Here is a 26,662-nt window from a genome sequence, read left to right as displayed (position 1 = left end):
TTGCATTGTTTATTTTACTTTAGGCAAGGTTAATTCAGGTTCTTTCGGTTTTTCTACCGCTTCAAAAGATTTACCTTTATTCGCATCAATAATTTGTTGAGTTTGATTTTCTAATGTAGTTAGTCCCATCTTATTGTAGGCTTCTTTCATTAAGAATAAACCTTCATAGGTTGCTTGCGCATCAGGATATTGCTTTAACATACCAACAACACGATTTGACACAGCTACCCAAGCATCTCGTTTAGCATAAAACTTCGCAATATCTAGCTCATGGCGAGCAAGGGCCGCTTTAATATAAGCCATACGAGCAAGCGCATCTTGTGTATAAGGACTATTTGGAAAATGCGTAACTAAACCTTGGAAATAATTAAATGCATTACGCATAGAAACCGTTTCACGTGTTGCGCGATCGATTCCAAAAAAATCTTGAATAAAATTATCGCTCATAGCCGAATATGCAAGACCTGTCATATAAATCACATAAGGTTGGTTTTGGCTTTGAGGGAACATACGAATAAAATCATTTCCCAACGTCTCAATATCTGTATAGTTTTGTGACTTATAATTTGCGTAAATCAAATCAATCATTGCTTGTTCTTGATAGATGCTGCCAGGGAAGCGCTCATTTGCAGCTTTTAAGTAGCGAATAGCTTCTGAATATCCACCTTCTTGCAACGCATTTGAACCTTTCGTATAAAGTTCACTCACCGATGCTTGTTCAACATCTTTTGAGCCTGAACACCCAACTACCAATGCTGCCATTGCCAATAAAGCTAAAGATTTCATTTTACGCATTGTTTTTTCCTTAATTTTTACGAAAACCGATAAATAAGATACAATTGCTAGCTATTGTATAGAACATTAATCAATAAGCCAACTTTTAAAAAAACTTTGAGAGCCTTTTATGCCATTAATAACCCTTTCAGCTGAAATACAGTCAGAACAAATAGGACAACGCTTAGACCAAACGCTTGCAGAATTGTTCCCAGAGTACTCTCGCTCCAGATTAAAAACTTGGATTGAAGCAGATCTCGTTAAACTTAACAATCAAATTGTCAATATTCCTCGAGAAAAAGTGCTGGGGGGAGAACACGTAGAAATTACCGTTGATATAGAAGATGAAACACGTTTTGAGCCTGAAAATATCCCCTTGAATATTGTTTATGAAGATGATGATATTATAGTTATAAATAAACCCAAAGATCTTGTTGTTCATCCAGGCGCGGGGAATCCGAATGGAACTGTGCTCAATGCGCTACTCTATCATTATCCACCAATCGCAGAAGTGCCTCGTGCAGGGATTGTCCACCGACTAGATAAAGACACGACCGGATTAATGGTCGTAGCTAAAACGATCCCCGCACAAACCAAACTTGTACGAGATCTACAAAAACGAAAAATCACACGCGAATATGAGGCGGTCGCATCAGGCATAATGACTAAAGGCGGTACTGTAGATCAACCAATGGCTCGCCATGCAACCAAACGTACATTAATGGCTGTTCACCCAATGGGAAAACCTGCCATTACTCATTATCGTATTATGGAAAATTTCCGCAATTACACTCGCTTACGCTTGCGACTAGAAACAGGTCGAACCCACCAAATTCGTGTACATATGGCACATATAGCCCACCCATTATTAGGTGATCAAACTTATGGTGGACGCCCTCGCCCACCTAAAAATTCTAGTGAAGCATTTATGTCTGTTTTACGTGATTTCAAACGTCAAGCTCTACATGCCGTAATGTTACGCCTCGCACATCCAATTACAGGGGAAATGATGGAATGGTATGCGCCTTTACCAGATGATTTTGTGAAACTGCTCAACGCATTAAAAACAGATTATCTAGAACACCAAAATGAATTAGACTATTAATTAATGCGGATCATACAACCTAACTGGCCTGTTGCCGATAATATTCACGCCTTTACTACGACACGTGAAGGCGGTGTTAGTGCTGCACCTTTTAATGATTTTAATCTTGGCGATCATGTCGGCGATGATAAAAGTGCGGTCAAAATTAACCGCGCTTTACTCGTAGAAAAATTTAGCTTACCTCAAGAGCCTTTATTTCTCACTCAAACTCACAGTACACGCGTTATTCAACTCCCTTATTTGGACGATAATTTAGAAGCTGATGCCGTTTATACCAATGAACCCAATCAAGTCTGCACTATTATGACAGCAGATTGCTTGCCCGTATTATTTACAACAAAACGCGGAAATGAAGTAGCTGCAACTCATGCAGGATGGCGAGGCTTATGCGATGGCATATTAGAAGAAACAATAAAATATTTTCAAGCCAAACCTGAAGAGATCATGGCATGGTTTGGACCAGCTATCGGTCCAACAGCATTCCAAGTAGGAAACGATGTTGTAGAGCAATTTATCGCCATAGATCAAAAAGCGAAACTGGCATTTCAACCAGATAGGAGAGAAAAAGAAAAATTCCTTGGTAATCTTTACCAAATCGCTACACAACGATTAAACAACCTAGGTATTACTCACATTTACGGTGGAGAACATTGTACCTTTAACGAAAAAGAATATTTCTTTTCTTATCGCCGAGATCATCAAACAGGACGAATGGCAAGTGTTATTTGGTTTGAATAAAAAAAGAAAAGCATCTATTCATGCTTTTCTTCTTTTAAAATTCCAAGCTTAGCTATTAATTCAACCAGAATAAATATCCCATTGTTGAAATTACAAGAATACATACTAGATTTAGAACAAAGCCAGCTTTTACCATTTCACTTTGTTTCACTTGACCAGAACCAAATACAATAGCATTTGGTGGCGTTGCAACTGGTAGCATGAAGGCACAAGATGCACCAAGACCAATAATTAATGCTAAACCAATTTCTGGCATACCCAATGATTGGGCGATAGAAATAAAGATTGGGACAAGCAGTGCCGCACTTGCGGTGTTAGAGGTAAATTCAGTTAAGAAAATAATGAATGCTGCAACTAACAAGCCAATAAGATAGAAATGTTGTCCTTCAATCATAAAGACAATGCTATCTGCTAAAATTTTACTTGCTCCAGAATCCTTCAATACCGCACTTAATGTTAATCCACCACCGAAAAGCATTAATACGCCCCAATCGGTACTTTCTTGAATTTGTTTCCAGCTTGCAATGCCCGTAGAACAAATCACAATAGCCGCTAATAAAGCGACAACACTATCGAAACTCGCAATATTTTTCTGCAAACCAAGTAAGCCTGAAATCAGCGGATTAATTTGCCCACTAAATACCCAAGTTAAAGCAATCACAACAAAGATAACAAGTGTTAATACACGCACTGAATTCATTTCAATGCTTTCAAAAGATTGCTCAAAATTAATATGAAGTTTTGGCTTAAAAATAATGTAAAGCGTACCAATCATCAGTGGTAGCAAAATAATCATTATCGGTAAACCGTACCATAACCAATCTGCAAAAGTTAAATGCAAGTTACTTGCTACAATCGCATTCGGTGGACTACCCACAAGGGTTCCCATACCACCAATTGATGCACTATAAGCAATTCCTAACAACACAAACACATAAGTATTATGTTCTTTCTCACGATCAAGTTGGCTCAAAATCCCCATTGCGAGCGGTAACATCATGGCTGCAGTTGCCGTGTTACTCATCCACATAGAAAGAAAGGCTGTAATCAAAAAGAGATAAATAATGGCAATAAATAAATTACCGCGCGCTAACGCCATAATCTTATTAGCAATCATTTTATCAAGTTTTTGAATATGCAAAGCTGTAGCTAAAGAAAAGCCACCAAAGAATAAAAAGATTGTAGGATCAGCAAAAGCCACTAAAGCTTGCTTAGTGCTCACTAAATCTAGCGCAATCGCCAATAATGGCACTAATAATGCGGTAACCGTAACATGTAATGCCTCAGTTAACCAAAGCACTGCGACAAAAGCCAATAAAGCTAAACCAGCACTAGCCTTTGACTCATAAGGCAACACTTTTAATAACACAAAAAACAGCACTATATCTAAAATAAAAATAATGCCATTTTTGTGATTTTTGAAAGATTTCATCTCACTCATAAAGGTTCTCCATGAAGGTTACTACTCAAAAGAGTTATAATGTTAAAGGAATGTTATTAACATGCAATAAGTAATATTCAAAAATGTGATCCAGTGCAATAAATTTCGATAAAAAAAGTGCGGTTATTTTTCACCGCACTTTTGCTCTTTCGTATTATTCGTCCGAATCATCTAAATCTAAGGGCTCTTGCGAAAGTATAATTCCTGTCAGATCTGCGTAAATATAATCTTCTGGGAAAAAGGTTACGCCACCAAAGTTCACCGGAATATCGCTCTCACCGACACTGCTTTCATCTGCACTGACTGGAATTGGCGCAAGGGCATGAATACCAATATCAAGGTTTTCTAATTGCTGAATTTGGCGTACTGCACCATATACAATAATGCCTTCCCAACCATTATCAACGGCAAGTTGAGCCAATTCTGCATCAATCAAACCACGGCGTACCGCACCACCGCCATCAATGACAAGCACTCGACCTTCGCCGTTTTCTTCTAATACTTCAGCAATTAATCCATTATTTTCAAAGCATTTTACCGTCGTGACTTTACCGTAAAAATTACTTACGCCACCAAAGCTTGAAAAAATTGGCTCCACTACATCCACTTGTTCTGCATAAAGATCGCAAAGTTCTGAAGTATCAATAAACATAACTTTCCCCTATCGATTGTTGAAATTTTGTTTGCTTTAGTATATGCCGATTTAGCCGATAAGCAAGCCTAAACTAAACAAGATATTGATTAATAACGAAATCATCGACATTTGAGCCAAGATTGGACGCAATTCACTTGGCTGCTGACTGCGATAAACAAAGATCGCATGTTTAGCTAACAACGGCATCGCCAATACAAATAAATAATTTGTCCAAGAAATGGCCGTTGCCAAAGCAAATGCTAAATAACATAAGGCCGCCACACTTAATAAAATACTGTGGTAAACACGCCCTTTATATGCACCTAAACGAACAGCTAGAGTATTTTTGCCAGCTTTCGCATCCTGTTCAATATCGCGTAAATTATTAATATTTAATACCGCACTTGCCAATAAGCCTGAGCCAATAGCAGGCAAAATAATGTGGCTATCAATACTGTGAGTTTGCAAATAATAAGTACCGCCAACACCCAGCAAACCAAAAAAGACTAATACAGAAATATCGCCCAATCCCATATAGCCATAAGGTTTTGCTCCAACCGTGTAAGTAATGGCAGCAACAATAGCTAAAATGCCAAGCCCAGCGAACGCTAATAAATCGGAGAGGCTTTCATAAGCGATTCCAATCAAGAAACTTCCTGAAAGAAAACTAGCTACCACCATTAGAATTAATCCCCATTTCAGTTCTTTTGCTGAAATGGCTCCTTTTTGAATTCCACGTAATGGTCCAATGCGTTCTTCTGTATCTGAACCTTTTTGATGATCGCCATAATCATTAGCAAAATTAGAAAGCACCTGCAATAAAATTGTCGTGAGTAAACAAAGCGCCATTACAAGCCCATTAAAACCTTGTGGATTCGCCCAATAACCTAATGCCGAACCAGTGAAAATCGATGCCAACGCTAAGGGCAAAGTTTTTGGTCGAGCCGTTTCCCACCACATTTTCAATTTTTCATTTGTCATTTTTTTTGACCGCACTTTTGATTACAATAGGCCGCGTATTCTACACTAAGACACCCAATTTATGAATGATTTAACCTTATCGCCTATCGCCATTATCCACACGCCTTATAAAGAAAAATTCTCCGTACCACGCCAACCTAATTTAGTTGAAGACGGAGTAGGAATTGTAGAACTCTTACCGCCGTATAATTCGCCTGAAGCCGTGAGAGGATTGGAACAATTCAGTCACCTTTGGTTAATTTTTCAATTCGACCAAATCCAACAAGAAAAATGGCAACCCACCGTACGCCCTCCGCGATTAGGTGGTAACCAACGAGTTGGCGTGTTTGCTTCGCGCGCAACACACCGCCCAAATCCTCTCGGTTTATCCAAAGTCGAATTACGTCAAGTAGAATGTATCAACGGTAACGTTTTTCTCCATTTAGGTGCGGTAGATTTAGTGGATGGCACGCCCATTTTCGATATCAAACCCTATATTGCCTATGCGGATAGTGAGCCAAATGCGCAATCTAGCTTTGCCCAAGAAAAGCCATCAGCAAAACTGACAGTTGAATTTACCGAACAAGCCAAAAGTGCGGTAAAAAAACGAGAAGAAAAACGACCGCACTTAAGTCGTTTCATTCGCCAAGTGCTAGAGCAAGATCCGCGTCCAGCCTACCAACAAGGTAAACCGAGTGATCGTATTTATGGAATGAGTTTGTACGAGTTTAATGTCAAATGGAGACTCAAAACCGGAACAATAGATTGCGTAGAAGTAATTAACATTGAATTTTGTGGATAGATTTCAACCATCGAATATGATGATATTTTATCCACATTCTCTTAAAAAATAGATATACTAACTTCCTTGTAAGCTATTTGTTATGTTAACCAAGTCACATTGCTCAAGTAAAAAAACACCGCCAAGTGCGGTGTTTTTATCATGAGTTTTAGTTATTTCATAAAAGGGGCACGCTATATGAATCCACTTACATACTTATGATAAATAAATTAGCATACTTACCGATCTATTAATAAATTAACTAAGATACAATCCACCATTTACATGCAACGTTGTGCCTGTAATGTAAGCCGCATCATCAGAAGCTAAGAAACCAACGGCTTTAGCAATATCTTTCGCTTCGCCTAAACGACCAGCAGGAACATTAGATAAAATACCCGCTTTTTGTTCATCAGTAAGCACTTCTGTCATATCTGTTGCAATAAAACCTGGTGCAACCACATTTACAGTAATACCACGTGCAGCCACTTCTTTCGCTAAAGATTTAGAAAAACCAATCACACCCGCTTTTGCTGCACAATAGTTAGTTTGTCCAGGATTACCCATTGAACCCACCACTGAACCAATATTGATGATACGACCAAAACGTTTTTTCATCATTGAACGTAACATCGCTTTAGAAAGATGATACACTGAAGTTAAGTTAGTTTGCATAATATCAAACCACTCATCATCTTTCATACGCATCAATAAATTATCGCGAGTAATACCTGCGTTATTCACGAGAATATCAATATCGCCAAAATCATTTTTAATTTGTTCAAGTACAGTTTCAATAGATTCTTTATCAGTTACGTTTAAAACTAAACCTTTACCTTTATCCCCTAAATATGCAGAAATCGCCTCTGCACCTTTTTCAGATGTTGCAGTACCAATTACAAATGCACCTTTTGAACTAAGTTCTTCTGCAATCGCACGACCGATACCACGAGTAGCTCCTGTCACTAAAGCAATTTTACCTTGCATTTTTTCTTCCTTTTACGCTAAAAATTCTTCTACAACATTGAATGATGCAACATCATTTACAGATATTGCTTGTAAATCACCCACAATGCGTTTGGTTAAACCATTTAATACTTTACCTGGTCCCACCTCAACAAGCGCTTGAACACCATCTTGCGCCATTTTTTCAACTGTTTCAGTCCAACGAACTGGGCTATATAACTGACGAACAAGTGCGGTACGAATTTCTGCACCTTCAGTTTCCGCTTTCACATCAACGTTATTTAATACCGATGTTGTTGGTGTATTAATTTGAATATTCTCAAGTGTTACCGCTAATTGCTCGGCTGCTGGTTTCATTAATGCACAATGAGAAGGCACGCTCACAGCTAACGGCAATGAGCGCTTAGCGCCGGCTTCTTTACATAATGCAGCCGCACGCTCAACTGCAGCTTTCGCGCCAGCGATAACGACTTGGCCTGGTGAGTTGAAGTTCACAGCAGATACGACTTCGCCTTCCTCTGCTTGTTTACAAGCATTAATAATTGCTTCATTATCCAAACCAATAATCGCATACATTGCGCCTGTACCTTCAGGCACAGCTTGTTGCATTAATTTTCCGCGCAATTCAACTAATTTAATCGCATCTTGGAAATCCAACACACCAGCACAAACTAACGCAGAATACTCACCTAAGCTATGGCCTGCCATTACTTCTGGTTTTAATTGAGGAAATTTTTCTTGCCATACGCGATAAATAGCTACTGAAGCGGCCAAAAGTGCGGGCTGAGTTTGCCATGTTTTATTAAGTTCTTCAGCAGGACCTTGTTGAACAAGATGCCATAAATCATAACCAAGCGCATCAGATGCTTGTTTAAATGTTTCAGTAACGATTGGATATTCAGTTGCAAGATCAGCAAGCATACCGACAGTTTGGGAGCCTTGGCCTGGGAAGACCATTGCAAATTTTTTCATTATGTTTTGTCCTATTGTTTTTTAATTGAGAATTCTTCTTCGGTAATTAAAATCGGGTTTCGCCGATGGCGACTTACTTTTTCTTTGCTCGCCAAAGAAAAAGTAAGCAAAAAGAAAAGCGCCCCTGCTTTTCCTTATTTCCTTTGTTCCATTGAATTTGCTTAACGGAAATTTTCTGAACTCGCTACGCTCAAACAGACGAAAATTTCCTACAAATTCAATTCCACAAAGGTAGAAAAGAAGGGAACCCAATTTGTTCTTTCTCCTATTTAAAGTGCGCTCAAAACTCAAAATATTTTTTGTTCTTAAAATGAATTCAAAATTAACCGCACTTTTTAAATAATGCTCCGATAAATTCGGGGCCCCATATAAATCGCCTTTGCGACTTTCAATTTTTAGGCAATTTGCGTCTGTTTGAGCGTAGCGAGTTCAGCAAATTGCCGTTTAGAAAATTGAAACAAAGCAAAGAACAGCGATTTAACTGGGGCGTGTTTTCTTTGCCTACTTTCTTTTACACGTGTAAAAGAAAGTAGGTCGCCATCAGGCGAAACCTGACAACAAAATACTAAAAGTGCGGTCAAAATTAACCGCACTTTTTAAATTACTTACCTATTCTAACAAATTAATTAGAAGCGTACTAATGCTGAACCCCAAGTCCAACCACCGCCAAAGGCTTCTAATAATAATAACTGCCCACGTTGAATACGGCCATCTCGAACAGCCTCATCTAAAGCGACAGGCACAGTAGCTGCACTGTTGTTAGCGTATTTATCTAACGTTACCACCACTTGCGACATATCCATTTCTAATTTTTTAGCTGTCGCTGTAATAATACGTAAATTTGCTTGGTGTGGCACAAGCCAGTCTAAATCTTTTTTATCTAAATTATTTGCTAAAAGTGTTTCTTCCACCACATTTGAAAGTTCACGAACTGCCAATTTAAACGTTTCGTTACCTTGCATCTCGATATATCCAGATTTTTCTATACCACGTTCTGGCTGAGCTAAAACAAGGGCGTTATTTTTATCTGCTGAAGCATGCAAATGAGTCGAAATAATCCCTTCTTGTTCACTCGCTTCAAGAATAACCGCTCCCGCACCATCACCAAATAACACAACAGTGCTGCGATCAGTTTCATCTAATTTACGAGAATTGAGATCTGAGCCTATCACTAAGGCTTTTTTCACCTTGCCGGCACGAATAAATTGATCGGCTACGCTCAAGGCATAGACAAAACCAGTACAAGCTGCGGCTAAATCAAAAGAAATCGCATCATCAATATTTAATAAACCTTGTACTTGGCACGCTGCACTTGGATAAGCGTGTGAGTGACTTGTAGTGGCAACAATAATCAGTTCAATATCTTGAGGATTAATTTGAGCAGCCTCGATCGCATTTTTTGCCGCTTCAAAACCCATTGTTGCAACAGTTTCATCTGCCGCCGCGATACGACGTTCACGAATACCGGAACGAGTGACAATCCATTCATCTGATGTATCAACCATTTTTTCCAATTCCGCATTTGTGCGGATGTAGCTTGGTAAATAACTACCAGTAGATAAAATTCTGCTATTCATACTCAATAAGATAAGCGATTAAAAAAGGGAAAAATCGAGACACCGGATTATTTTCCGATGTTAAAAGAAATGTAGAGATAGTAATACGGGGACCAATGTCCCCGCCCATCACATCTAACGCCAAGGTTAGACGAGTCAAGTGAATACCTATAAGTAAAAATTACTTATTGATCACTTTACGACCACGGTAGTAACCGTCTGCAGTTACGTGGTGGCGTAAGTGAGTTTCACCGCTTGCTTTATCCACTGATACTGCAGCAGTAGTTAACGCATCGTGTGAACGACGCATGTCACGACGTGAACGAGATTTTTTATTTTGTTGAACAGCCATTGGCCATACTCCTAAATTTAATTTACTTTTGCTTTAAATTAGCTAATACAGCGAACGGGTTCGGTTTTTTTGCCAACTCATCAGGCAATTCGCCAAAAACCTGTTCCTGCGCGGACACTTCACAGTGTTCAGATAAATGCATTGGTACAAGCGGTAAAGCTAAAATTAGCTCATCTTCCACCGTGCCAATTAAATCTATTTCGCCAAACTCATTGAACTCGATTGGCTCATAAATTTCCGGCAATACATCAGCTTGATCCCAATTAGCCACTGGACTATAAGTAAACTCACATTCCAATGTTTGTTTGTAAGGTTCGTTACAACGCTGACATTCTAATTCGACATCAACTTGTACTTTACCTTTCATCACCACTAATTTTTGTGGATCAATATAAAACGATAATGTTACCTGTGCATCGCTGAGCACGTTTACCACTGATTCTGCCAAACGCTCAAGCTGATTAGCGGCATAATAGCCAACATAATCAAGCCGTCTCTGAGCATCTTTTACCGGATCAACGGTTAGGGGTAGTTTTACCTTTTGCATAGGGCGTGAATATTACCCGTTGTTGCGAAGATAGTCAAAGGGAAATCACGTTTTTTATGTAATAAAACTCGTAATTTCCCCCCACTCAATTAACTTTTACAGGAATTTCCTTTTTTCATCACTTTGCCAAAATCATTTTTCGAATCCGGTTTTGTCATATTATTTGGCGCACCTTTTTGTATAGGATAAACAGAATCCATTTGCCATTGATTCCAGCCACCATCATAAATCAAAGTATCTTTCCAGCCAGCTAGTTGAGTCATAAACCAAGGTACGCCGGCTCGCCAGCCTGTGCCACAATAAAAGGCTAATTTATTGCCTTTTTCGATACCTTGAGTTTTCCACAAAGCAAAAATTTCATTTGGGTTACGCAATGTGCCATCCGGATCATAAAAATCAGCCATATTGGAAGAATCAGTGCCGGCAAAGCCCCAAATTGCTCCTCGCGGTTCACCTTTGCCTGGAATGTAATCATAGCCACTCACTTTGCCAGTATATTCATCCCAAGCTCGGTTACTAATGAGTTTCAAACCATTTTGTTGTGCCAACATAATTTCTTTCGGCGTTTCAATATCAATTGCAGGATTTGCCGGAATTGTTGCACCAAAATGAGTTTCAGGTATTGGTGTATTCACTGTGGTTTCTGTTGGTAAATTGGCATCCATCCAAGTAGAAAGATTGCCATTTAATACGCGTATATCTTTCACACCAGCCCATTTTAAAGCCCAAAATACGCGATAGGCAGCCAATTGATTATCTGAATACAAAATAATAGTTTTGTCCGCCGTAATACCATTTTTCAACAAGTTTTGCTCAATCACTTCCGGCGATGATAAATTCCAAATCGGGCCATTTTCGATCCAATCTGTATCAAAATGATAAGCGCCAATAATGTGTTGTACATAGCCTTGGGATTTTTCTAACGGTCCCCAAGACACTTCAAAAATCGCAAATTTATCATTGTCGAAAGTTTCTGGTTTTTCGCCTTTCAGCACAGAATTAATCCATTCCGGAGAAACGCTATATTGGAAATTTTGAAAATGTTCTAATGGATAATCTGCATTAGCGTAACTGATAAAATCATTAAATACGCGAGTTTTATAGCCTTTTGCGGCGAAATCAGCACTAATGCAAGCTAAATTATCCAGATTAGAATCATAAAATACCAAGGTTTTATCCTTAGTAATCCCCTTGCCTGCTGCAAAAGATTCAAATTTATCTGGTGCAATGGAATCGAGCCATGAGCAAGAAAACTGCACAGCGTTAGGAATATGTCCACCACGCATCGTATTTTTATCTTTGAAACCGTTGTAAAGGCTATCTTGGCGAGAATCAATAATCACATAATTCGGATTATTCAAATTATCCAGAAGTTCTTTTGTTTCAATAGTTTTTACTTGATTGTCATCACAAGCTGCAAGTGCAAATACAATGCCAATACCTAATAAAGAGCGGTTAAATTTCATTGAGTTTCTCCTTTTTATCTTTTCACTAACAATCTGTTACCAATCCAACACCCTAATAAAATAAAGCCTGTGGCAAGCCAGCCTTGCCAAGAAAAATAGGCGGTTGCCACTAAAGAATTTGTCACTGTGCAGCCACCAGCTAATGCTGCGCCTAAGCCCATTAAAACGCCCCCTAAAATACGTCGTAAGGCTTCTTTTGGCTGAGGCATTCTGAGATTAAAATCACCACTAAGTTTTGCCATTAAAAATGATCCCAATGGAATCCCAACCACAAATAAACTCCCCCAGTTTAAATAACGTTGCTGACCGATGACTAAATATTGCACCACATTAGCCGAAGGCACAGAAATACCATAGCCAAAATTACGTCCGGCCTTAGCACTAAAATACCAAGCGACAACACCCAACAAACCAATTAATAATGCCCCTAAATAAGGATTCCAACTACGCTTAAAAGTGCGGTCAAAAAATGAAAGATTTGAAAGATTTTCTTGGGAAAGAATTTTTTCACGGCGAGAAAATAGAATCAGCGTGGCGATAATTAAAATCGCAACCAACCACCAAGGAGAAATGGAGAATGTTAAATAAATATTATTCCATTGTGTGGTTTGTTGGGTTAATCCGCCAATGAATTGACGAAGGCTGCCAGTTTGTGTTGAAGCCATTGTGAGCGCAAAAGCAAACAGAGCAAGTAAACTGCCTAACGCCCCTTCAGCACTGCGAAACCAAGCTCCACTCCCACAACAATTACTTAACACCATACCAATGCCAAATAATAATCCACCTAAAATACTGGCAAGCACAGGCAACTGAGATGTAGGAATTTTAATGAGTTCAAATTCAGCCAGCGTAAAAAGCCCGATAGATTGCACACTGACAGCAATTAAAAGTGCGGTAAAAAAACGGAAGTTTTTTTCAAATAAAAAACGACGAAAACCAGAAACAAAACAGAATTGTGTACGTTGAAGTAGAATGCCGAAAGCTATTCCAATAAATAAGCCGCTAAACATAGATTAAACCTTAATACTGATGGCGGAAATGAATTGCTGATATTAAAACATAATTGTTCTGTAGCTGTCATTATTTAAATAGTTGGAAGAATAAAAAAAATTGCTATAATCACGCCTCTTTTTTTAACAAGGAAAGATAATGATGACTTCAAATTCTTATTGGCAACGCTTGAAAGTGGCATTTCAATATGTCATGCCGCAAATTTATTTAACTCAAATTGCAGGCTGGTTTGCTAAACAAAAATGGGGTGTGCTAACCCATGTTGTAATTAAAGCTTTTGCGAAAAAATACAACATTGATATGAGCATTGCGCAAAAAGAACAATTTTCTGATTACGCAAGTTTTAATGAATTTTTTATTCGTCCGTTAAAAGAAAATGCGCGTCCAATTAATCAAAATCCTACCGCACTTTGTTTACCAGCAGATGGCCGCATTAGTGAATGCGGTCATATTGACGATAATCTTTTATTGCAAGCTAAGGGGCATTTTTTCAGCCTAGAAGACTTACTGGCAGAAGATAAAGAATTAGTGGAAACCTTTAAAAATGGTGAATTTGCCACTACTTATCTTTCTCCTCGTGATTACCACCGAGTGCATATGCCGTGCGAGGGTACGCTACGCAAAATGATTTATGTACCAGGTGATTTATTCTCTGTGAACCCATTTTTAGCCCAACATGTACCAAATTTATTTGCGCGTAATGAACGTGTGATTTGTGTATTTGATACTGAATTTGGCACAATGGTACAAATTTTAGTCGGCGCAACCATCACAGCAAGTATTGGCACAACTTGGGCAGGCGTAATTAATCCACCACGCCACAACGAAGTGAAAACTTGGACTTATGAAGGCGAAAGTGCGGTCAAATTATTGAAAGGTCAAGAAATGGGTTGGTTCCAACTTGGCTCGACAGTGATTAATTTATTCCAAGCAAATCAAGTGCATTTGGCTGATCATTTAAGCGTCAACGAACCTGTTCGCATGGGCGAAATCTTGGCATATAAAAAATAATTTTTTAACGAAAGGAAAACATCAAATGAATTTTGAACAAGTAAAATTAGAAAGCATTTCTGAAAAAGGTAGCTATGGGATTGGTTTGCAAATTGGCCAACAATTAGCCGATAGCCAAATGGAAATCACCGTTGAAGCTGTAGCGAAAGGTATTTTTGACGCATTAAATCATAATCAACCTGCATTAGACATCAATGAGTTAATGCATTCGGTTCAAGCACTTCAACAACAAGCCGCTGAAGCACAACAAGCGCAATTTAAAGCCATTGAAGAAGAAGGCAAAAAATTCTTAGAAGAAAATGCGAAAAAAGCGGGCGTAAACGTAACCGACAGCGGTTTACAATACGAAATCATAACTGAAGGCAATGGCGCAAAACCAGCTGCAACAGATAAAGTGCGTGTACACTACACAGGTACATTACCAGATGGCACTGTATTCGACAGTTCTGTGGCTCGTGGCACACCGGCTGAATTCCCTGTAAATGGCGTAATTCGTGGTTGGGTTGAAGCATTACAAATGATGCCTGTCGGTTCTAAATGGAAACTCACTATTCCACACGAACTTGCTTATGGTGAACGTGGTGCTGGCGCATCAATTCCACCATTCTCAACGCTTGTATTTGAAGTAGAATTATTAGATATTCTTTAATCGAAAAATACGATGCCTATAAAGGCAAAGTCATAAAGATTTTGCCTTTATTGTTAAAATAATGTTATTATTTTACCTGACAAATTTCATTTGTCTTATATCGCAAGTTTTGTGTATAGGAAAATGGGCACTTCTTTTTTCACTGCATTCATTATTTATACCTTTCTTGCAAATCTTTCTTTTCAATAAATTTAGGTTATCTTATGAAAGAGATTTGGCTACAATTTAAACAAAACTACTTAATTAAATACTGGAATCCGATTGTCGCAGTGACTGCAGCAGGTTTGCTTTCCGCTTATTACTTTGGGGTAACAGGCACTTATTGGGCTGTGACAGGGGAATTTACTCGGTGGGGAGGACATGCATTACAAGCATTAGGCGTTGATGTATCTGAATGGAGTTACTACAAAATCATAGGAATGCAAGGTAACATCTTCTCACGTGTTGATGGCGTCATGATCTTAGGCATGTTTGCAGGTTGTATTTCTGCAGCACTTTGGGCAAATAATGTAAAATGGCGCAACCAACCACATAAACGTCGGATTGTTCAAGCTTTAATTGGCGGTGCATTAGCAGGATTTGGCGCACGTTTAGCAATGGGATGTAATTTAGCTTCACTTTTTACAGGTATTCCACAATTTTCGGTACACGCTTGGTTCTTCACTATCGCAACTGCAATAGGTACTTATGCGGGTGTAAAAGTCACATTACTACCAATATTTCGCGTTAAATTAGAACTGAAAAAAGGCGCAGCGAAAATAAAAGAAACAGATCCTAAACAAGCACAACGCCGTTTCTGGATTGGTATGGTTATATTTTTTGCTTATCTTATTGCTTCACTTTATGTAATGACTCAATCTATTAAGCTTGGTTTTGCTATGCTTTGTGGTTTGGCTTTCGGGTTATTAATTGAACGTGCTCAAATTTGTTTTACCTCAGCTTTCCGGGACTTATGGGTAACTGGGCGTGCTTATATGGCAAAAGCGATTATTTTTGGAATATTAGTGGGCACCATTGGTGTATTTAGCTACATTCAACTTGGCGTCTCGCCTAAGATTATGTGGGCTGGTCCCAATGCGATTATTGGCGGTTTATTATTCGGCTTTGGTATTGTACTCGCTGGTGGTTGTGAAACTGGTTGGATGTATCGCTCAATGGAAGGTCAAGTACACTTTATGTGGGTTGGCTTAGGTAACGTAGTCGGTTCAACTTATCTCGCCTATGTTTGGGATGATATCGCTCCTGTTTTAGCACTTGATTACGAAAAACTTAATTTACTAAAATCTTTCGGGCCCGTAGGTGGCTTACTTGTGAATTACGGTTTATTAATTTTATGTTTAATTGCCGTAGTCTGGTGGGAACGTCGTTTCTTAGCCAAAGCAAAATCTCAAATAACCGCACAAACTGGCTGTGGATGTAATTAATCAAAAGGAGCATAATCATGGCATTTACTATTGTTCAAAAATTAGATAAAGATCCAAAAGACATTTCACCCGATTATACATTAGATACGTTAGGCGAACCCTGCCCTTACCCCGCTATTGTAATGTTAGAAACCATGCCACAATTACAAAAAGGTGAAATTTTAGAACTATTAAGCGATTGCGCACAATCTATCAACAACATTCCTATTGATACTAAAAATCATGGCTATACACTGCTAAGTGTAGAGCAAGATGGAACAAAATTACGTTACTTAATTCAGCGTTAAAAAATGGCTCCATAAGGAGCCATTTATTATCTACCCATAAAATCAAATTAATCTTCGCCCCAAACCTCTTTAGCGATTTCTTCAACGTGACGCACTTTTGCCCATTGTTGGGATTCAGTCATAATATTGCCTTCCTCTGTAGAGGCAAAACCACATTGAGGGCTTAAACAAAGCTGTTCGAGAGGCACGTATTTTGCAGCTTCGGCAATGCGTGATTTAATTACATCTTTATCTTCTAAATCAGGAAATTTAGAACTCACCAAACCAAGTACAACGCGACCTTTATGTGGATTTTGTGCAAAATATTTTAATGGCTCAAAACCACCTGAACGATCATCATCATATTCCAAGAAATATCCATCATAATTAGTCTTAGCAAATAATGCATCTGCTACTGGATCATAAGCACCACTTAATAAATATGTTGAACGGAAATTACCACGGCAAACATGCGTTGTAATCACCATATCAGCAGGCTTATCTGCCAATACCACTTGAATATTCTCAAGTGCTTGAGCTTTATCTGCCTCAAATTCAGGTTTTAAGTGGTTATTACAGAGTGAACCCCAGTAAACATCATCAAATTGTAAATAACGGCAGCCAGCATGATAAAAAGCTTTAATTGCTTCTTTATAAGCCTGTTGAACATCTTTAGCAAATTCTTCGCGTGTAGCATAAATGCCCGTATCCCACTGGATAGGATACATTAATTGATTGGGACTAGGGATGGTATATTTAACTATACCGCGATCACCTACAATAGCATTCAATTTCTTAAAATGTTCAATAAATGGATGATTTGGATTCCAAGAAACCTTTCCACAACAACGTGTATTATAAGGTTTCGTTTCAACACCATTAAATTTATAGCCATGTTCAGGGTGATAACCTTCAATACCATTTAATTCTTCTAGAAAATCAATGTGCCAAAATGCACGACGATACTCACCGTCAGTGATAATTTGAATACCCGCATCTAACTGAGCTTGGATTAACTTTGTAATTTCTTGATCTTCAATCTCAGTTAATTGTTCACGAGAAATTTCACCTGATGCAAATTTTAAACGGGCCTCTTTTAATACTTGTGAACGTAAATAAGAGCCGACTGTGTCTGCATGTAATGGGAGGATTTTTGACATTTTACTTCCTTATTTTATGATTTAATGAAAAGAATTCTAACGTATTTTCAACATCCCTTCTACTTTTCACTAATTCCTTGTGAACAAGCATAAGCCGAGCTCCACGCCCATTGGAAATTATAGCCACCGAGCCAGCCTGTCACATCCAGCACTTCACCAATAAAATACAAACCGCTGACTTGGTTACTTTCCATCGTTTTAGAAGAGATCACTTTGGTGTCCACACCGCCCATTGTCACTTCAGCCGTACGATAGCCCTCTGTACCATTAGGAGTGAATTGCCAGTGATGAATAAAATCCACCAGATTTTTTACCCGCACTTTACTGATGTTAGCGATAACTTCATCTTGCACAATGCCTTGTTCAATCCAAAGCTCGACCAATTTTTTCGGAAGTAATCGAACCAAGATGGTTTTCAACATTTGTTTTGGTGAATGTTGTTTTGCTTGATTAATTTCCTCTTCCACATTGTGGTTCGGTAATAAATCGATTTCCACTGACTCAGTGGGCTGCCAATAATTGGAAATTTGCAATACCGCAGGGCCTGAAATACCACGGTGAGTAAACAAAAGCTGGTTATGAAAAGATTTTCCGCTCTGCGCAGTGATCGTGACTGGCAAGCTAATACCTGAAAGTGCGGTTAAAAATTTATCTGTTTCTTGATAAGTAAAAGGCACCAAACTCGCGCGTGGAGGAATAACAGGAATGCCAAATTGTTCCGCGATTTGATAGCCAAATGGCGTTGCACCAAGCCCTGGCATAGAAAGCCCACCTGTGGCGACAATCAAATTTTTACATTGCCATTGGGTTGAATTTACCTGTAAAACAAACCGCACTTTTTCATCATTTTGAATCCGTTCAACTTGAGAAACTTCGCTACGCAATAAAATCTTAGCACCATATTTATCGCATTCAGATTTCAGCATTTCAACGATTTGTTCTGCGCCATCATCGCAAAATAATTGCCCCAATTCCTTTTCGTGATAAGCAATCCCCTGCTCCGCCACTAAGGAAATAAAATCCCAATTGGTATAACGGGCCAGTGCCGATTTAACGAAATGAGGATTTTGTGAAAGGTAATGAGCAGGCGTAACCTCTAAATTGGTGAAATTACAAAACCCGCCGCCCGACATCAAAATCTTACGTCCGATTTTTTTGCCGTTGTCGAAAACTGTCACTGACTTGCCTAATTTAGCTAACTGTGCTGCGCAAAATAATCCAGCCGCACCTGCACCAATAATAATATTTTCAGAATATTGGCTCACGGATTTTACCCTTTTTCACCACGTTGTAAAAAATCTAACATCTTCATTCGTTGAATAACAGAACGACGATCCACTGCCGCATTACCAGAATCTAATAATTGTTGTAAATAGGCACTGGCTTGCTGATATTGACGATTTTCTAAGGCAATTGTCGCCAACAAAGAAAGGCTAGATACTTCATTTTTATCTTTTGTCAACGCTTCATTCAAAAGTTGTTCTACTTTTGGAGTCACTTGCTGACCTGCTTGATAATAAAGTGCAGTGGCAGCCAAGCCTAAAATATTAGGTTTACTTCCTGATATTTTTTCTGCATTAGAATAAGCCACAAGCGCACTATCAAATTCATTATTCTGCACATAGGCTTCCCCAAGTTGAAGCCAAGTTTCCGCATTATTCGGATCAGTTCTCAGTTTATTTTGGATCTTCTCAATCACATTTTCATTTTTGTGTTCATCATTCATTTCAACATTTTGATTATGTTGCTCAATCATCGATTGCTCGCCTTGTTGAACACGACTAAAACGATCAAGAGAAAAATAATAAGCGGTTGGAATAGCAATTAATAAAAAGAAAATCACAAAAGAAAGTTTGTGATTACTTTTCCCGAAAAAATAAGTCTTTTGTTCCTTTTGCTTAGGATCTGAATAAGGCTCAGAATTAACAGAAAAATATCGCTGTTCTTTTTCCAATGCACTTCCCTGCTCGACTGAAGATAAAGCCGATTTTTTTCTATTTGAGAAATAAAGCAATGCGGCCGCTAAAATTAAAAGAGCGACTGGCAACAGCCATAACAACGCTGTATTCCATTTGAATGGCGGTTTGTAATTCACAAAATCACCAAATCTAGCCGTCATTTGATCGATAATTTGCTGATTGCTTTTGCCCTCATCCACCATTTTGTACACTTCAAGACGCAAGTCATAAGCAATTGGAGAATTAGATTCCACCAAATTTTGGTTTTGACATTGTGGGCAGCGTAAAGATTTTGCCAATTCTACGGCGCGAGTACGATCATCTTGATTTTGGAATTGATAGGTATCCACCATTTCCGCTTGTACGAATAAGGAAAATGCGAATAAAAGTGCGGTTGCAAAAAAGGCTGTTTTTTGAACCTGAATAAAACCGCGAGTAAAAATATCTAATATGCTTTTCATTTGTTCTTCAATGCTTCAATTTTTGGCAAAAATACCGTTTGCCAAGTTTCTTTATCCAGTAAACCTGAATGGCGATAACGAATCATACCATTTTCATCCACAAGATAAGTTTCTGGCGCACCATCTACGCCCAATTTTAATCCCAATTCCCCATGACTATCATCAATGGTTAAGACGAACGGATTGCCCATTCGTTTAAGCATTTCAATGCCATTTTGAGGATTGTCGCGATAATCTACACCCACAATAGGGAACGTTTTTGCAATCTCAATTAACAGAGGATGTTCTTCCTTGCAATAACCACACCAACTGCCCCACACATTTAATAAAAATGGCTGTTTAGGAAAATCTTTCGGGCTTACGATTTGTGATGGCTTATGTAAATTATCCTGATAAAACTCTGGAACAGGTTTATCAATTAAAGCCGACGCAATTTTTTTCGGATCTTGATTTAATCCAGCAATTAATAATACACACACGCCTAAAAGCACAAAGAGCGGTGCAAAAAAGATAAGTTTTTTGTTCATTATTTTTCCTGTTTTCTGCGTAATCCGAAAACGCTACAAAGTGCGCCAAAGGCCATTAAAATACCGCCAACCCAAAGCCAACGAATCAGTGGTTTATAATGTAAGCGGAAAGTAAATTCCCCTTTGCCAAGAGAATCGCCCATCACAATATATAAATCCCCCCAGAAACCGCCATCAAGCCCCACTTCACTCATTGTCATTGTTCGCACATCGTAATAACGGCGCTCTGGGATAATTTCCGCATAAGGTTTGCCATTTTCAGTTACGTCAAAAAAGGCGACTTCTGCCGTAAAGTTTGGCCCAATTTCATTAGAGAATTGGCGATAGTGAAATTCATATTGCCCTAACGTTTGACTTTGTTGCGGTGCTAAACGCACACCAATTTCGCTACCAAAATAACCACTCATTACCGCACCGATAGTCACAATCGCCACGCCACAATGCGCTAAAATCATACCAAATTGAGACAAGCGAATTTGTCGCCAATTTTGCCATAAAGTGACGAACAAAAGCCAAATCGCAAGAGTTAATAACACAAAGGCGAAAGCATGGAAATTTAATGCAGAATTATTTCGTAGCTGCTGCCAAATCATCAAGCTAGCAAGAATTAAAGACGGAATGAGCAACCATACGCAACGTATCAATAATGTGCGATCAAATTGCACCCAACGTATGGTAAGTGAAATCACCATTAGGATTAAAATCACCGTAATAATTGGGAAGAAAATACTATTAAAATAAGGACTTCCCACCGAAATTGATCCCCAATTCATCGCTTGGAATAACATTGGGTAAAAGGTGCCTAAAAAGGTAGAAACCGTCGCAATGGTAAGCAAAATATTCAGCAATAAAATGCCACCCGATTTAGAAACGAACTGAAATTTCACCGCACTTTCTGATGAACTGCCCGCTCGTAAGGCGAATAAACCAAAGGCTAACACTGTCAAAACAAAGAAAATTAATAACAACACATAACCGCGCGTGTTATCCAATGCAAAAGCATGCACAGAAGTGAGTGCGCCAGAACGAACAATAAAGGTGCCTAATACGCTAAAGGCAAAAGCAAGCAAAGAAAAAAGCGTTGTCCAATAACTAAATACGCCTTGTTTTTCCGTCGCCATTAAACTGTGTAATAACGCCAAACCAAGCAACCAAGGCATTAAAGACGCATTTTCTACAGGATCCCAGAACCACCAACCGCCCCAGCCGAGTTCGTAATATGCCCACCACGCACCGAGCACAATGCCAATGGTTAAAAATAACCAAGAAAACAACACCCAGCCACGCATTGAACGTGCAATTTGTCGTGCAGATTGGTTATAAATCAACGCACTTAAACTCATTGCAAAATTCACCGCAAAGCCCACATAGCCAACATATAACAAAGGCGGATGGAAAATTAATCCCACATCTTGCAACATTGGATTGAGATCGCGACCTTCTGCGGGTGCTGGGAAAATGCGTCCAAACGGATTGGAATAAAATAAGATAAACACCGCAAAACTAAAGCAAATCAATCCCAATAAAGATAAAGATTGAGCTGAAAAAGTGCGGTCATTTTCTCGATTAAAAAAAGCAAAGGCAGCAAGCCATAAACTCAATGAAAATAACCAAAACAACATTGAACCTTCATGCCCGCCCCAAGTGGCAGCCACTTTAAAAAATGTAGGTAATTGAGAGTTGGAATGTGCCGCTACATATTCAAGGGTGAAATCATCCACCGCAAAAGAATATGATAAGAAACCGATGGAAAGTGTCGTGCTTATAGTAAAAATGTATGATAGTGGCCACGCAGAATTAATAAGAGTTGTATTCTTTTTTAATAAACCAAGTTGTGGAACAATAACGAGCAAAAGCGCAGCCGTCGTTGCGAGGAGTAATAAGTAAAATCCAAGTTCTGGGAGCATAAAATATTATTCTTTGTTAATTAACGTCAGGATGTCTTCTGACAAATAAAAAGAAAGGCGCATATTATTACGCCTTTCCTCTAAATACAATTTTAATTTACGCGACTGTTAATTGCCCTGCATACAATATGAAGAATCGTAAACAAAATACCCCAATTAAGTCAAAAATTGATACTAAGATAATAAAGTTACGATTATATTTTAAGCGGTCATTCACAAACATATTGGCAATTAATGGGATTAAGATACCAATAAAGAATACCCCAATCCAGAACACGGCTCCCCAAAAACCAGATAATGCATTATGTAATGCAACTGTTTTTTGTCCACCACCAAAATGTAAGCCAACGAAGAAACATACAAGCAAACCAAGTTCTGTCACCATAATAGGTACTTCAAATTTGTGGATGAAGTGCGATTCATGAGAATCTCCTTTTAATTTTCCTGCAATCAAGATAATTAAGAAGGTTGCAGCAATACCAGATGATGTACCCGAGGCTAAGAACAATGCAGGTAATACAGGATTATTCAACATTGGATAGCTAATTAATGCAGAAAGCAAGAAACCAGTGTATGCACCAAGCACTGCAGCCAATATGAAAAGAATAACTTCGACTGGACTGACAATACGTTCTACAATACCGATGAGTTTTATCACAAATTGTAGTTTTGGCATAAAGCGATTAATTAATACTTCGATTTCTTTTTTGAAAATCACCACACCCCAAATTACTAAAAACAACATATAAATTTGGAATAGCATGACCCCCATCGACATTACGGAGTTAAATTGATAGTTAAACATCAATTTCCAGAATGTCCAAGGTCTTGCTAAGTGGAAAACTAATAGCGTTAAACCAATTAATGTTGGTACAGATCCCAAAATCACACCAGATCGAATAATCCAATTTTGACTTGGGTTCATTAATTTATTACTACGTTTATAAGCAATTGCCAACTGCACCGCACCAGATGAGATCCCCAATAAGAACAAGTAGATCGCAATGGTAGAATCCCACACTAGATTAGGCGTATGAAATGGAACTGGATAGTCTAATGTCATCTTCTAGGCTCCCCATGTTGGAATGGAATGTGGTACAAGTTTGGTTGTGTACCTAACTCCACTTTAGTGCGATAAACCGGTTTTTCTTTCACTTTACGTGAAACTGCACTCATCGGATCATTCATATCCCCAAAAGTTAATGCTTTGGTTGGACAAGCTTCCACGCAAGCCGGTTGTTTACCATTAGCTAAATTTGTATCACGGCAGAAGTTACATTTATCTGCGGTACGATGTACTGGATGAATAAAACGTACACGATATGGGCAGACTGCTATACAGTATTGGCAGCCTACACATAAATCTTTATGTACATCTACAATACCAGTCTCTTTATCAATAAAAGATGCACCAGTTGGACAAACTGCTACGCAAGGTGCATTTGTACAATGTTGGCAAGATTGACGGAAGAACTCATATTCCTGATTTGGAAATTCACCGTAAGGTTCACTGCGTAGAATCTCTAAGCGAGAAACGCCTTCTGGCACTTGGTTTACATCACGACATGCATCCATACAGGCTGTACAGCCGATACACGAATTTTCATCGTGTACCATTGCGTAACGTTTAGGTTTATCCGCCTTGTCTTCTTTCGCAAAAGAAGGTAAAGATGTTCCCGTCATAAGGATCACTGCCCCCATGCCGGAAACAAAGTTTCGGCGTGAGCAGGCTGTCATTGTTTATCCTTTTGTTCAGTTAGTTTATCTTGTTCAGCTTTACGTTTTTGTTGTTCACCATGGCAATCTACGCAAAGTTTAACGCGTTGTTTTGGTTGAATACCTTTCATTGCGTCTTCTTTAGGGTGAAGCGTATGGCAACTTGCACAAGGCAATTTCATTGCGTGTACATCATGCGCCCATAGTTTTTCACGAAGTTTGTCAGGTTGGTGACAAGCAAAACAAACTTGGTTTTGTTCTTGAACTGAATACATCGGTTTTTTATTACCGAAAATATCCCCTTCAAAACGCATAACATCTTTAGCACCACGGCGGTGATTTTCAGAAACGTTACCGTGGCAGCTTACACAAGTAATTGCTTTACCGTTATTTGGATTTTTCTTATCTAAGTGTGCACCATGGAATTTACCAAAGTGGAGTTCGCCACCAGACTGATCTACAGTTTGGTTTTTATCTACTTTGTCGAATTTATGGCATTTAGCACAATATTGATTTGGATCGCGTTGGTTATCTAATTGCGGTTCATAAGTAAAATGATCCGCAGGTTTTTGAGCATCATCAGCATGAGCCAAAAATGGCGCTGCTACAAATGCCGCACTTAACGCTAACGCTTTTGCAGATTTGTTGATTAAAGAAGTTAAATTCATTCTGATTACCTCAAATATATGGTTAAAAATGACCGCACTTCGACACTTTAGTTACAAAGTGCGGTTCTTTTTTTATTGTTTTGTTGCGGTATCTTCAGCTAATTTGCCATTGCCTTTCGCTTCTTTTACCCATTGAGGTACAACAGTTTCTAAGAATTCTTTTTTCGCTTTACGTTCTTTCTCGATATCAATACCCATTACTTTCCATGCTTTATCAGCTGTAGAAATATCTGGTACTTCAACTGGAGTTTTCACGCCATGTTTAGTTAAGATTGCTGCAAGTTTAGTGCGTGCATCCGCTGCTTTGTCTATACCAGAACCTAATACGCGAAGCATTACATCAGGTGCGTGCATGTGACCACCGTGGCTTGCTGCTGTGTAGTCCCAACGCCATTGAGCGTGACGGATATCCATTAAAACAGGTTCCATTTCTTCTTTAGTTGCACCTGCATCCCATGCCGCTTTCGCTTCAAAGTGAGCACGAACAAGTTGATCTTCTAAACGACCCATTACATCTTTCACTTCTTTTTTACGTGAAGTGACGATATCGCGTAATTTTTCTTTGCTTTGATCGTGACAGTTTGCACAAGTGCGGTCAAATGCATCGAATGGATTTTGGATTTGGTGATCAGTATAAACTTTACCGTCTTTACCTTGTACTTTTGGCATGTGACAGTCTACACAAGTTACCCCATTTTTACCGTGCATACCTAAAGACCAAATTTCAAAGTCAGGGTGTTGAGCTTTTAACATTGGTGCTTTAGAAAGGCTATGAGTCCAGTCGCTGAAGCCGATTTCATCGTAGTATTTTTCGATATCATCAACGGTTTGACCTTTATTCCAAGGGAAGGTTACTTGTTTGATATCGCCTGCGAAGTAGTATTCAACGTGACAGTTTGCACAGATTTCAGCGCGTTTTTCAGTACGAGCTGCAGTGTTGAAACTTAAATTATTGTGTGGGCGACCTTCTGCTTTATCTTTTTCAGCAGTTGCTTTTTCTAAAGCGTCAAGGGCGCGTAATACGTGTGGACGAGCAATACGTAATGCTGGTTTGCCTTCAGCAAAATCTTTAGAGGTCGTATCGTGACAGTCAGCACAGCCGATTGAGTTCACGATTTCTGGACCACCTTTTGCCCATTTCGTATTGAAATAATCTTTTTCACCCCATTCCGCAATTAAACGTGGAACATCAGGGCCTTTACATGTCCAACATGCCATTGGTTGTGGACCATCATTTGCTGTTTTTGGTGCACCTGTTCTTAGAATGTTACGAACATCAGTTACTGCATAAACGTGACCACGAGGTGCATTATATTCTTTCGCGAAAGAATAACCGCCCCATAACACGATTAAACGAGGGTCTTGTTCATCTGCATAGATGATTTTGTCGCCTTTTTCAGTCGCTTTCCACGAATTGAATTGGCTAGGATATTTTTCAGCAAATTTTTCATTTACAGATTCAATTTTCAAATCTGGTTTTACTGGTTCAACAGGTTGTTCTAATGGCTTATAAACCATATCAGCTACCGCTGAGTTAAATAAGCTTAAACTCGCGAAAGACGCTGCCACAATGAGGCTTTTTTTGAATGCGTTCACGATAATCACTCCATTT

General features: G+C 38.9%; 27 protein-coding genes. 7 read left to right on the top strand and 20 right to left on the bottom strand.

Annotated elements, in window-relative coordinates; all coding sequences use genetic code 11:
* Positions 1-9: 9 nt before the first annotated feature.
* Positions 10-795, bottom strand: coding sequence for an outer membrane protein assembly factor BamD (locus A9501_RS00370; protein WP_065264480.1), 786 nt, complete (start codon positions 793-795; stop codon positions 10-12).
* A 109-nt stretch (positions 796-904) separates the two neighbouring features.
* On the opposite strand from A9501_RS00370, the gene rluD reads away from it, so the two are divergent.
* Together rluD and pgeF are read left to right on the top strand one after the other, a co-directional pair.
* The gene (gene rluD / locus A9501_RS00365; RefSeq protein WP_065264479.1) at positions 905-1,879 is read left to right on the top strand and encodes a 23S rRNA pseudouridine(1911/1915/1917) synthase RluD; all 975 of its coding nucleotides are present in this window, start codon (positions 905-907) and stop codon (positions 1,877-1,879) included.
* 3 nt (positions 1,880-1,882) lie between these two features.
* A complete protein-coding gene (gene pgeF / locus A9501_RS00360) occupies positions 1,883-2,617 on the top strand; it encodes a peptidoglycan editing factor PgeF (protein ID WP_065264478.1) in 735 nt (244 codons plus the stop codon).
* 55 nt (positions 2,618-2,672) lie between these two features.
* Here pgeF and A9501_RS00355 read toward each other — a convergent pair whose 3' ends face one another.
* From A9501_RS00355 to menA, 3 genes are all read right to left on the bottom strand, one after another.
* Positions 2,673-4,058, bottom strand: coding sequence for a DASS family sodium-coupled anion symporter (locus A9501_RS00355; protein WP_065264477.1), 1,386 nt, complete (start codon positions 4,056-4,058; stop codon positions 2,673-2,675).
* 154 nt (positions 4,059-4,212) lie between these two features.
* Positions 4,213-4,710, bottom strand: a complete 498-nt coding sequence (gene rraA / locus A9501_RS00350; RefSeq protein WP_065264476.1) for a ribonuclease E activity regulator RraA — start codon at positions 4,708-4,710, stop codon at positions 4,213-4,215.
* Between the two features lie 51 nt (positions 4,711-4,761).
* Entirely contained in the window at positions 4,762-5,673 is a 912-nt protein-coding gene (menA, locus tag A9501_RS00345) for a 1,4-dihydroxy-2-naphthoate octaprenyltransferase (protein ID WP_065264475.1), read from the bottom strand.
* Between the two features lie 61 nt (positions 5,674-5,734).
* Here menA and tsaA point away from each other — a divergent pair, with 61 nt between their 5' ends.
* Positions 5,735-6,454: a tRNA (N6-threonylcarbamoyladenosine(37)-N6)-methyltransferase TrmO gene (gene tsaA / locus A9501_RS00340; RefSeq protein WP_065264474.1), complete on the top strand. Its 720-nt coding sequence runs from the start codon at positions 5,735-5,737 to the stop codon at positions 6,452-6,454.
* Positions 6,455-6,691: 237 nt separating this feature from the next.
* Here tsaA and fabG read toward each other — a convergent pair whose 3' ends face one another.
* The 7 genes from fabG to A9501_RS00305 all read right to left on the bottom strand — a co-directional run bounded on the left by fabG (position 6,692) and on the right by A9501_RS00305 (position 13,302).
* Entirely contained in the window at positions 6,692-7,420 is a 729-nt protein-coding gene (gene fabG / locus A9501_RS00335; RefSeq protein WP_065264473.1) for a 3-oxoacyl-ACP reductase FabG, read from the bottom strand.
* A 12-nt stretch (positions 7,421-7,432) separates the two neighbouring features.
* Positions 7,433-8,371, bottom strand: a complete 939-nt coding sequence (gene fabD, locus A9501_RS00330) for an ACP S-malonyltransferase (RefSeq protein ID WP_065264472.1) — start codon at positions 8,369-8,371, stop codon at positions 7,433-7,435.
* Positions 8,372-8,997: 626 nt separating this feature from the next.
* The gene (locus A9501_RS00325) at positions 8,998-9,948 is read right to left on the bottom strand and encodes a beta-ketoacyl-ACP synthase III (RefSeq protein ID WP_065264471.1); all 951 of its coding nucleotides are present in this window, start codon (positions 9,946-9,948) and stop codon (positions 8,998-9,000) included.
* Positions 9,949-10,108: 160 nt separating this feature from the next.
* Positions 10,109-10,279, bottom strand: a complete 171-nt coding sequence (gene rpmF / locus A9501_RS00320) for a 50S ribosomal protein L32 (protein ID WP_005544470.1) — start codon at positions 10,277-10,279, stop codon at positions 10,109-10,111.
* Between the two features lie 22 nt (positions 10,280-10,301).
* The gene (yceD, locus tag A9501_RS00315; RefSeq protein WP_065264470.1) at positions 10,302-10,826 is read right to left on the bottom strand and encodes a 23S rRNA accumulation protein YceD; all 525 of its coding nucleotides are present in this window, start codon (positions 10,824-10,826) and stop codon (positions 10,302-10,304) included.
* Between the two features lie 89 nt (positions 10,827-10,915).
* Positions 10,916-12,292, bottom strand: a complete 1,377-nt coding sequence (locus tag A9501_RS00310) for a rhodanese-like domain-containing protein (RefSeq protein ID WP_065264469.1) — start codon at positions 12,290-12,292, stop codon at positions 10,916-10,918.
* Positions 12,293-12,306: 14 nt separating this feature from the next.
* The gene (locus A9501_RS00305) at positions 12,307-13,302 is read right to left on the bottom strand and encodes a YeeE/YedE family protein (RefSeq protein WP_065264468.1); all 996 of its coding nucleotides are present in this window, start codon (positions 13,300-13,302) and stop codon (positions 12,307-12,309) included.
* Positions 13,303-13,444: 142 nt separating this feature from the next.
* Here A9501_RS00305 and asd point away from each other — a divergent pair, with 142 nt between their 5' ends.
* The 4 genes from asd (at position 13,445) to yedF (ending at position 16,674) form a co-directional block, all read left to right on the top strand.
* Positions 13,445-14,314 (top strand): archaetidylserine decarboxylase, encoded by an 870-nt coding sequence (gene asd / locus A9501_RS00300; RefSeq protein WP_065264623.1) that lies wholly within the window; start codon positions 13,445-13,447, stop codon positions 14,312-14,314.
* A 25-nt stretch (positions 14,315-14,339) separates the two neighbouring features.
* Positions 14,340-14,963, top strand: coding sequence for an FKBP-type peptidyl-prolyl cis-trans isomerase (locus A9501_RS00295; protein WP_032827240.1), 624 nt, complete (start codon positions 14,340-14,342; stop codon positions 14,961-14,963).
* Positions 14,964-15,166: 203 nt separating this feature from the next.
* Positions 15,167-16,387, top strand: a complete 1,221-nt coding sequence (gene yedE / locus A9501_RS00290; RefSeq protein ID WP_065264467.1) for a selenium metabolism membrane protein YedE/FdhT — start codon at positions 15,167-15,169, stop codon at positions 16,385-16,387.
* A gap of 17 nt (positions 16,388-16,404) precedes the next feature.
* Positions 16,405-16,674: a sulfurtransferase-like selenium metabolism protein YedF gene (gene yedF, locus A9501_RS00285; RefSeq protein ID WP_005627337.1), complete on the top strand. Its 270-nt coding sequence runs from the start codon at positions 16,405-16,407 to the stop codon at positions 16,672-16,674.
* Between the two features lie 47 nt (positions 16,675-16,721).
* Here yedF and A9501_RS00280 read toward each other — a convergent pair whose 3' ends face one another.
* From A9501_RS00280 to nrfA, 9 genes are all read right to left on the bottom strand, one after another.
* The gene (locus A9501_RS00280; RefSeq protein WP_065264466.1) at positions 16,722-17,813 is read right to left on the bottom strand and encodes a 5-methyltetrahydropteroyltriglutamate--homocysteine S-methyltransferase; all 1,092 of its coding nucleotides are present in this window, start codon (positions 17,811-17,813) and stop codon (positions 16,722-16,724) included.
* 59 nt (positions 17,814-17,872) lie between these two features.
* Positions 17,873-19,078: an NAD(P)/FAD-dependent oxidoreductase gene (locus A9501_RS00275; protein ID WP_065264465.1), complete on the bottom strand. Its 1,206-nt coding sequence runs from the start codon at positions 19,076-19,078 to the stop codon at positions 17,873-17,875.
* A 5-nt stretch (positions 19,079-19,083) separates the two neighbouring features.
* Complete coding sequence (gene nrfF / locus A9501_RS00270) at positions 19,084-20,232, bottom strand: heme lyase NrfEFG subunit NrfF (RefSeq protein WP_065264464.1); 1,149 nt, start codon at positions 20,230-20,232, stop codon at positions 19,084-19,086.
* Complete coding sequence (locus tag A9501_RS00265) at positions 20,229-20,759, bottom strand: DsbE family thiol:disulfide interchange protein (protein WP_065264463.1); 531 nt, start codon at positions 20,757-20,759, stop codon at positions 20,229-20,231. The genes nrfF and A9501_RS00265 overlap by 4 nt, the downstream gene beginning before the upstream one ends.
* Positions 20,759-22,666 (bottom strand): heme lyase NrfEFG subunit NrfE, encoded by a 1,908-nt coding sequence (gene nrfE, locus A9501_RS00260; protein ID WP_065264462.1) that lies wholly within the window; start codon positions 22,664-22,666, stop codon positions 20,759-20,761. The genes A9501_RS00265 and nrfE overlap by 1 nt, the downstream gene beginning before the upstream one ends.
* 97 nt (positions 22,667-22,763) lie before the next feature.
* Entirely contained in the window at positions 22,764-23,729 is a 966-nt protein-coding gene (gene nrfD, locus A9501_RS00255) for a cytochrome c nitrite reductase subunit NrfD (RefSeq protein ID WP_048954236.1), read from the bottom strand.
* On the bottom strand, positions 23,726-24,403 hold the full coding sequence (gene nrfC, locus A9501_RS00250) for a cytochrome c nitrite reductase Fe-S protein (protein WP_046939769.1): 678 nt from the start codon (positions 24,401-24,403) through the stop codon (positions 23,726-23,728). The genes nrfD and nrfC overlap by 4 nt, the downstream gene beginning before the upstream one ends.
* Positions 24,400-25,050, bottom strand: a complete 651-nt coding sequence (gene nrfB / locus A9501_RS00245; protein ID WP_005634454.1) for a cytochrome c nitrite reductase pentaheme subunit — start codon at positions 25,048-25,050, stop codon at positions 24,400-24,402. The genes nrfC and nrfB overlap by 4 nt, the downstream gene beginning before the upstream one ends.
* A 72-nt stretch (positions 25,051-25,122) precedes the next feature.
* On the bottom strand, positions 25,123-26,646 hold the full coding sequence (gene nrfA / locus A9501_RS00240; RefSeq protein ID WP_046949890.1) for an ammonia-forming nitrite reductase cytochrome c552 subunit: 1,524 nt from the start codon (positions 26,644-26,646) through the stop codon (positions 25,123-25,125).
* Between the last annotated feature and the right edge of the window lie 16 nt (positions 26,647-26,662).

It is taken from the genome of Haemophilus sp. CCUG 66565 (assembly GCF_001679495.1).
Lineage (GTDB): Bacteria > Pseudomonadota > Gammaproteobacteria > Enterobacterales > Pasteurellaceae > Haemophilus > Haemophilus haemolyticus_K.
This window is presented reverse-complemented; position numbering and strand designations above follow the sequence as displayed.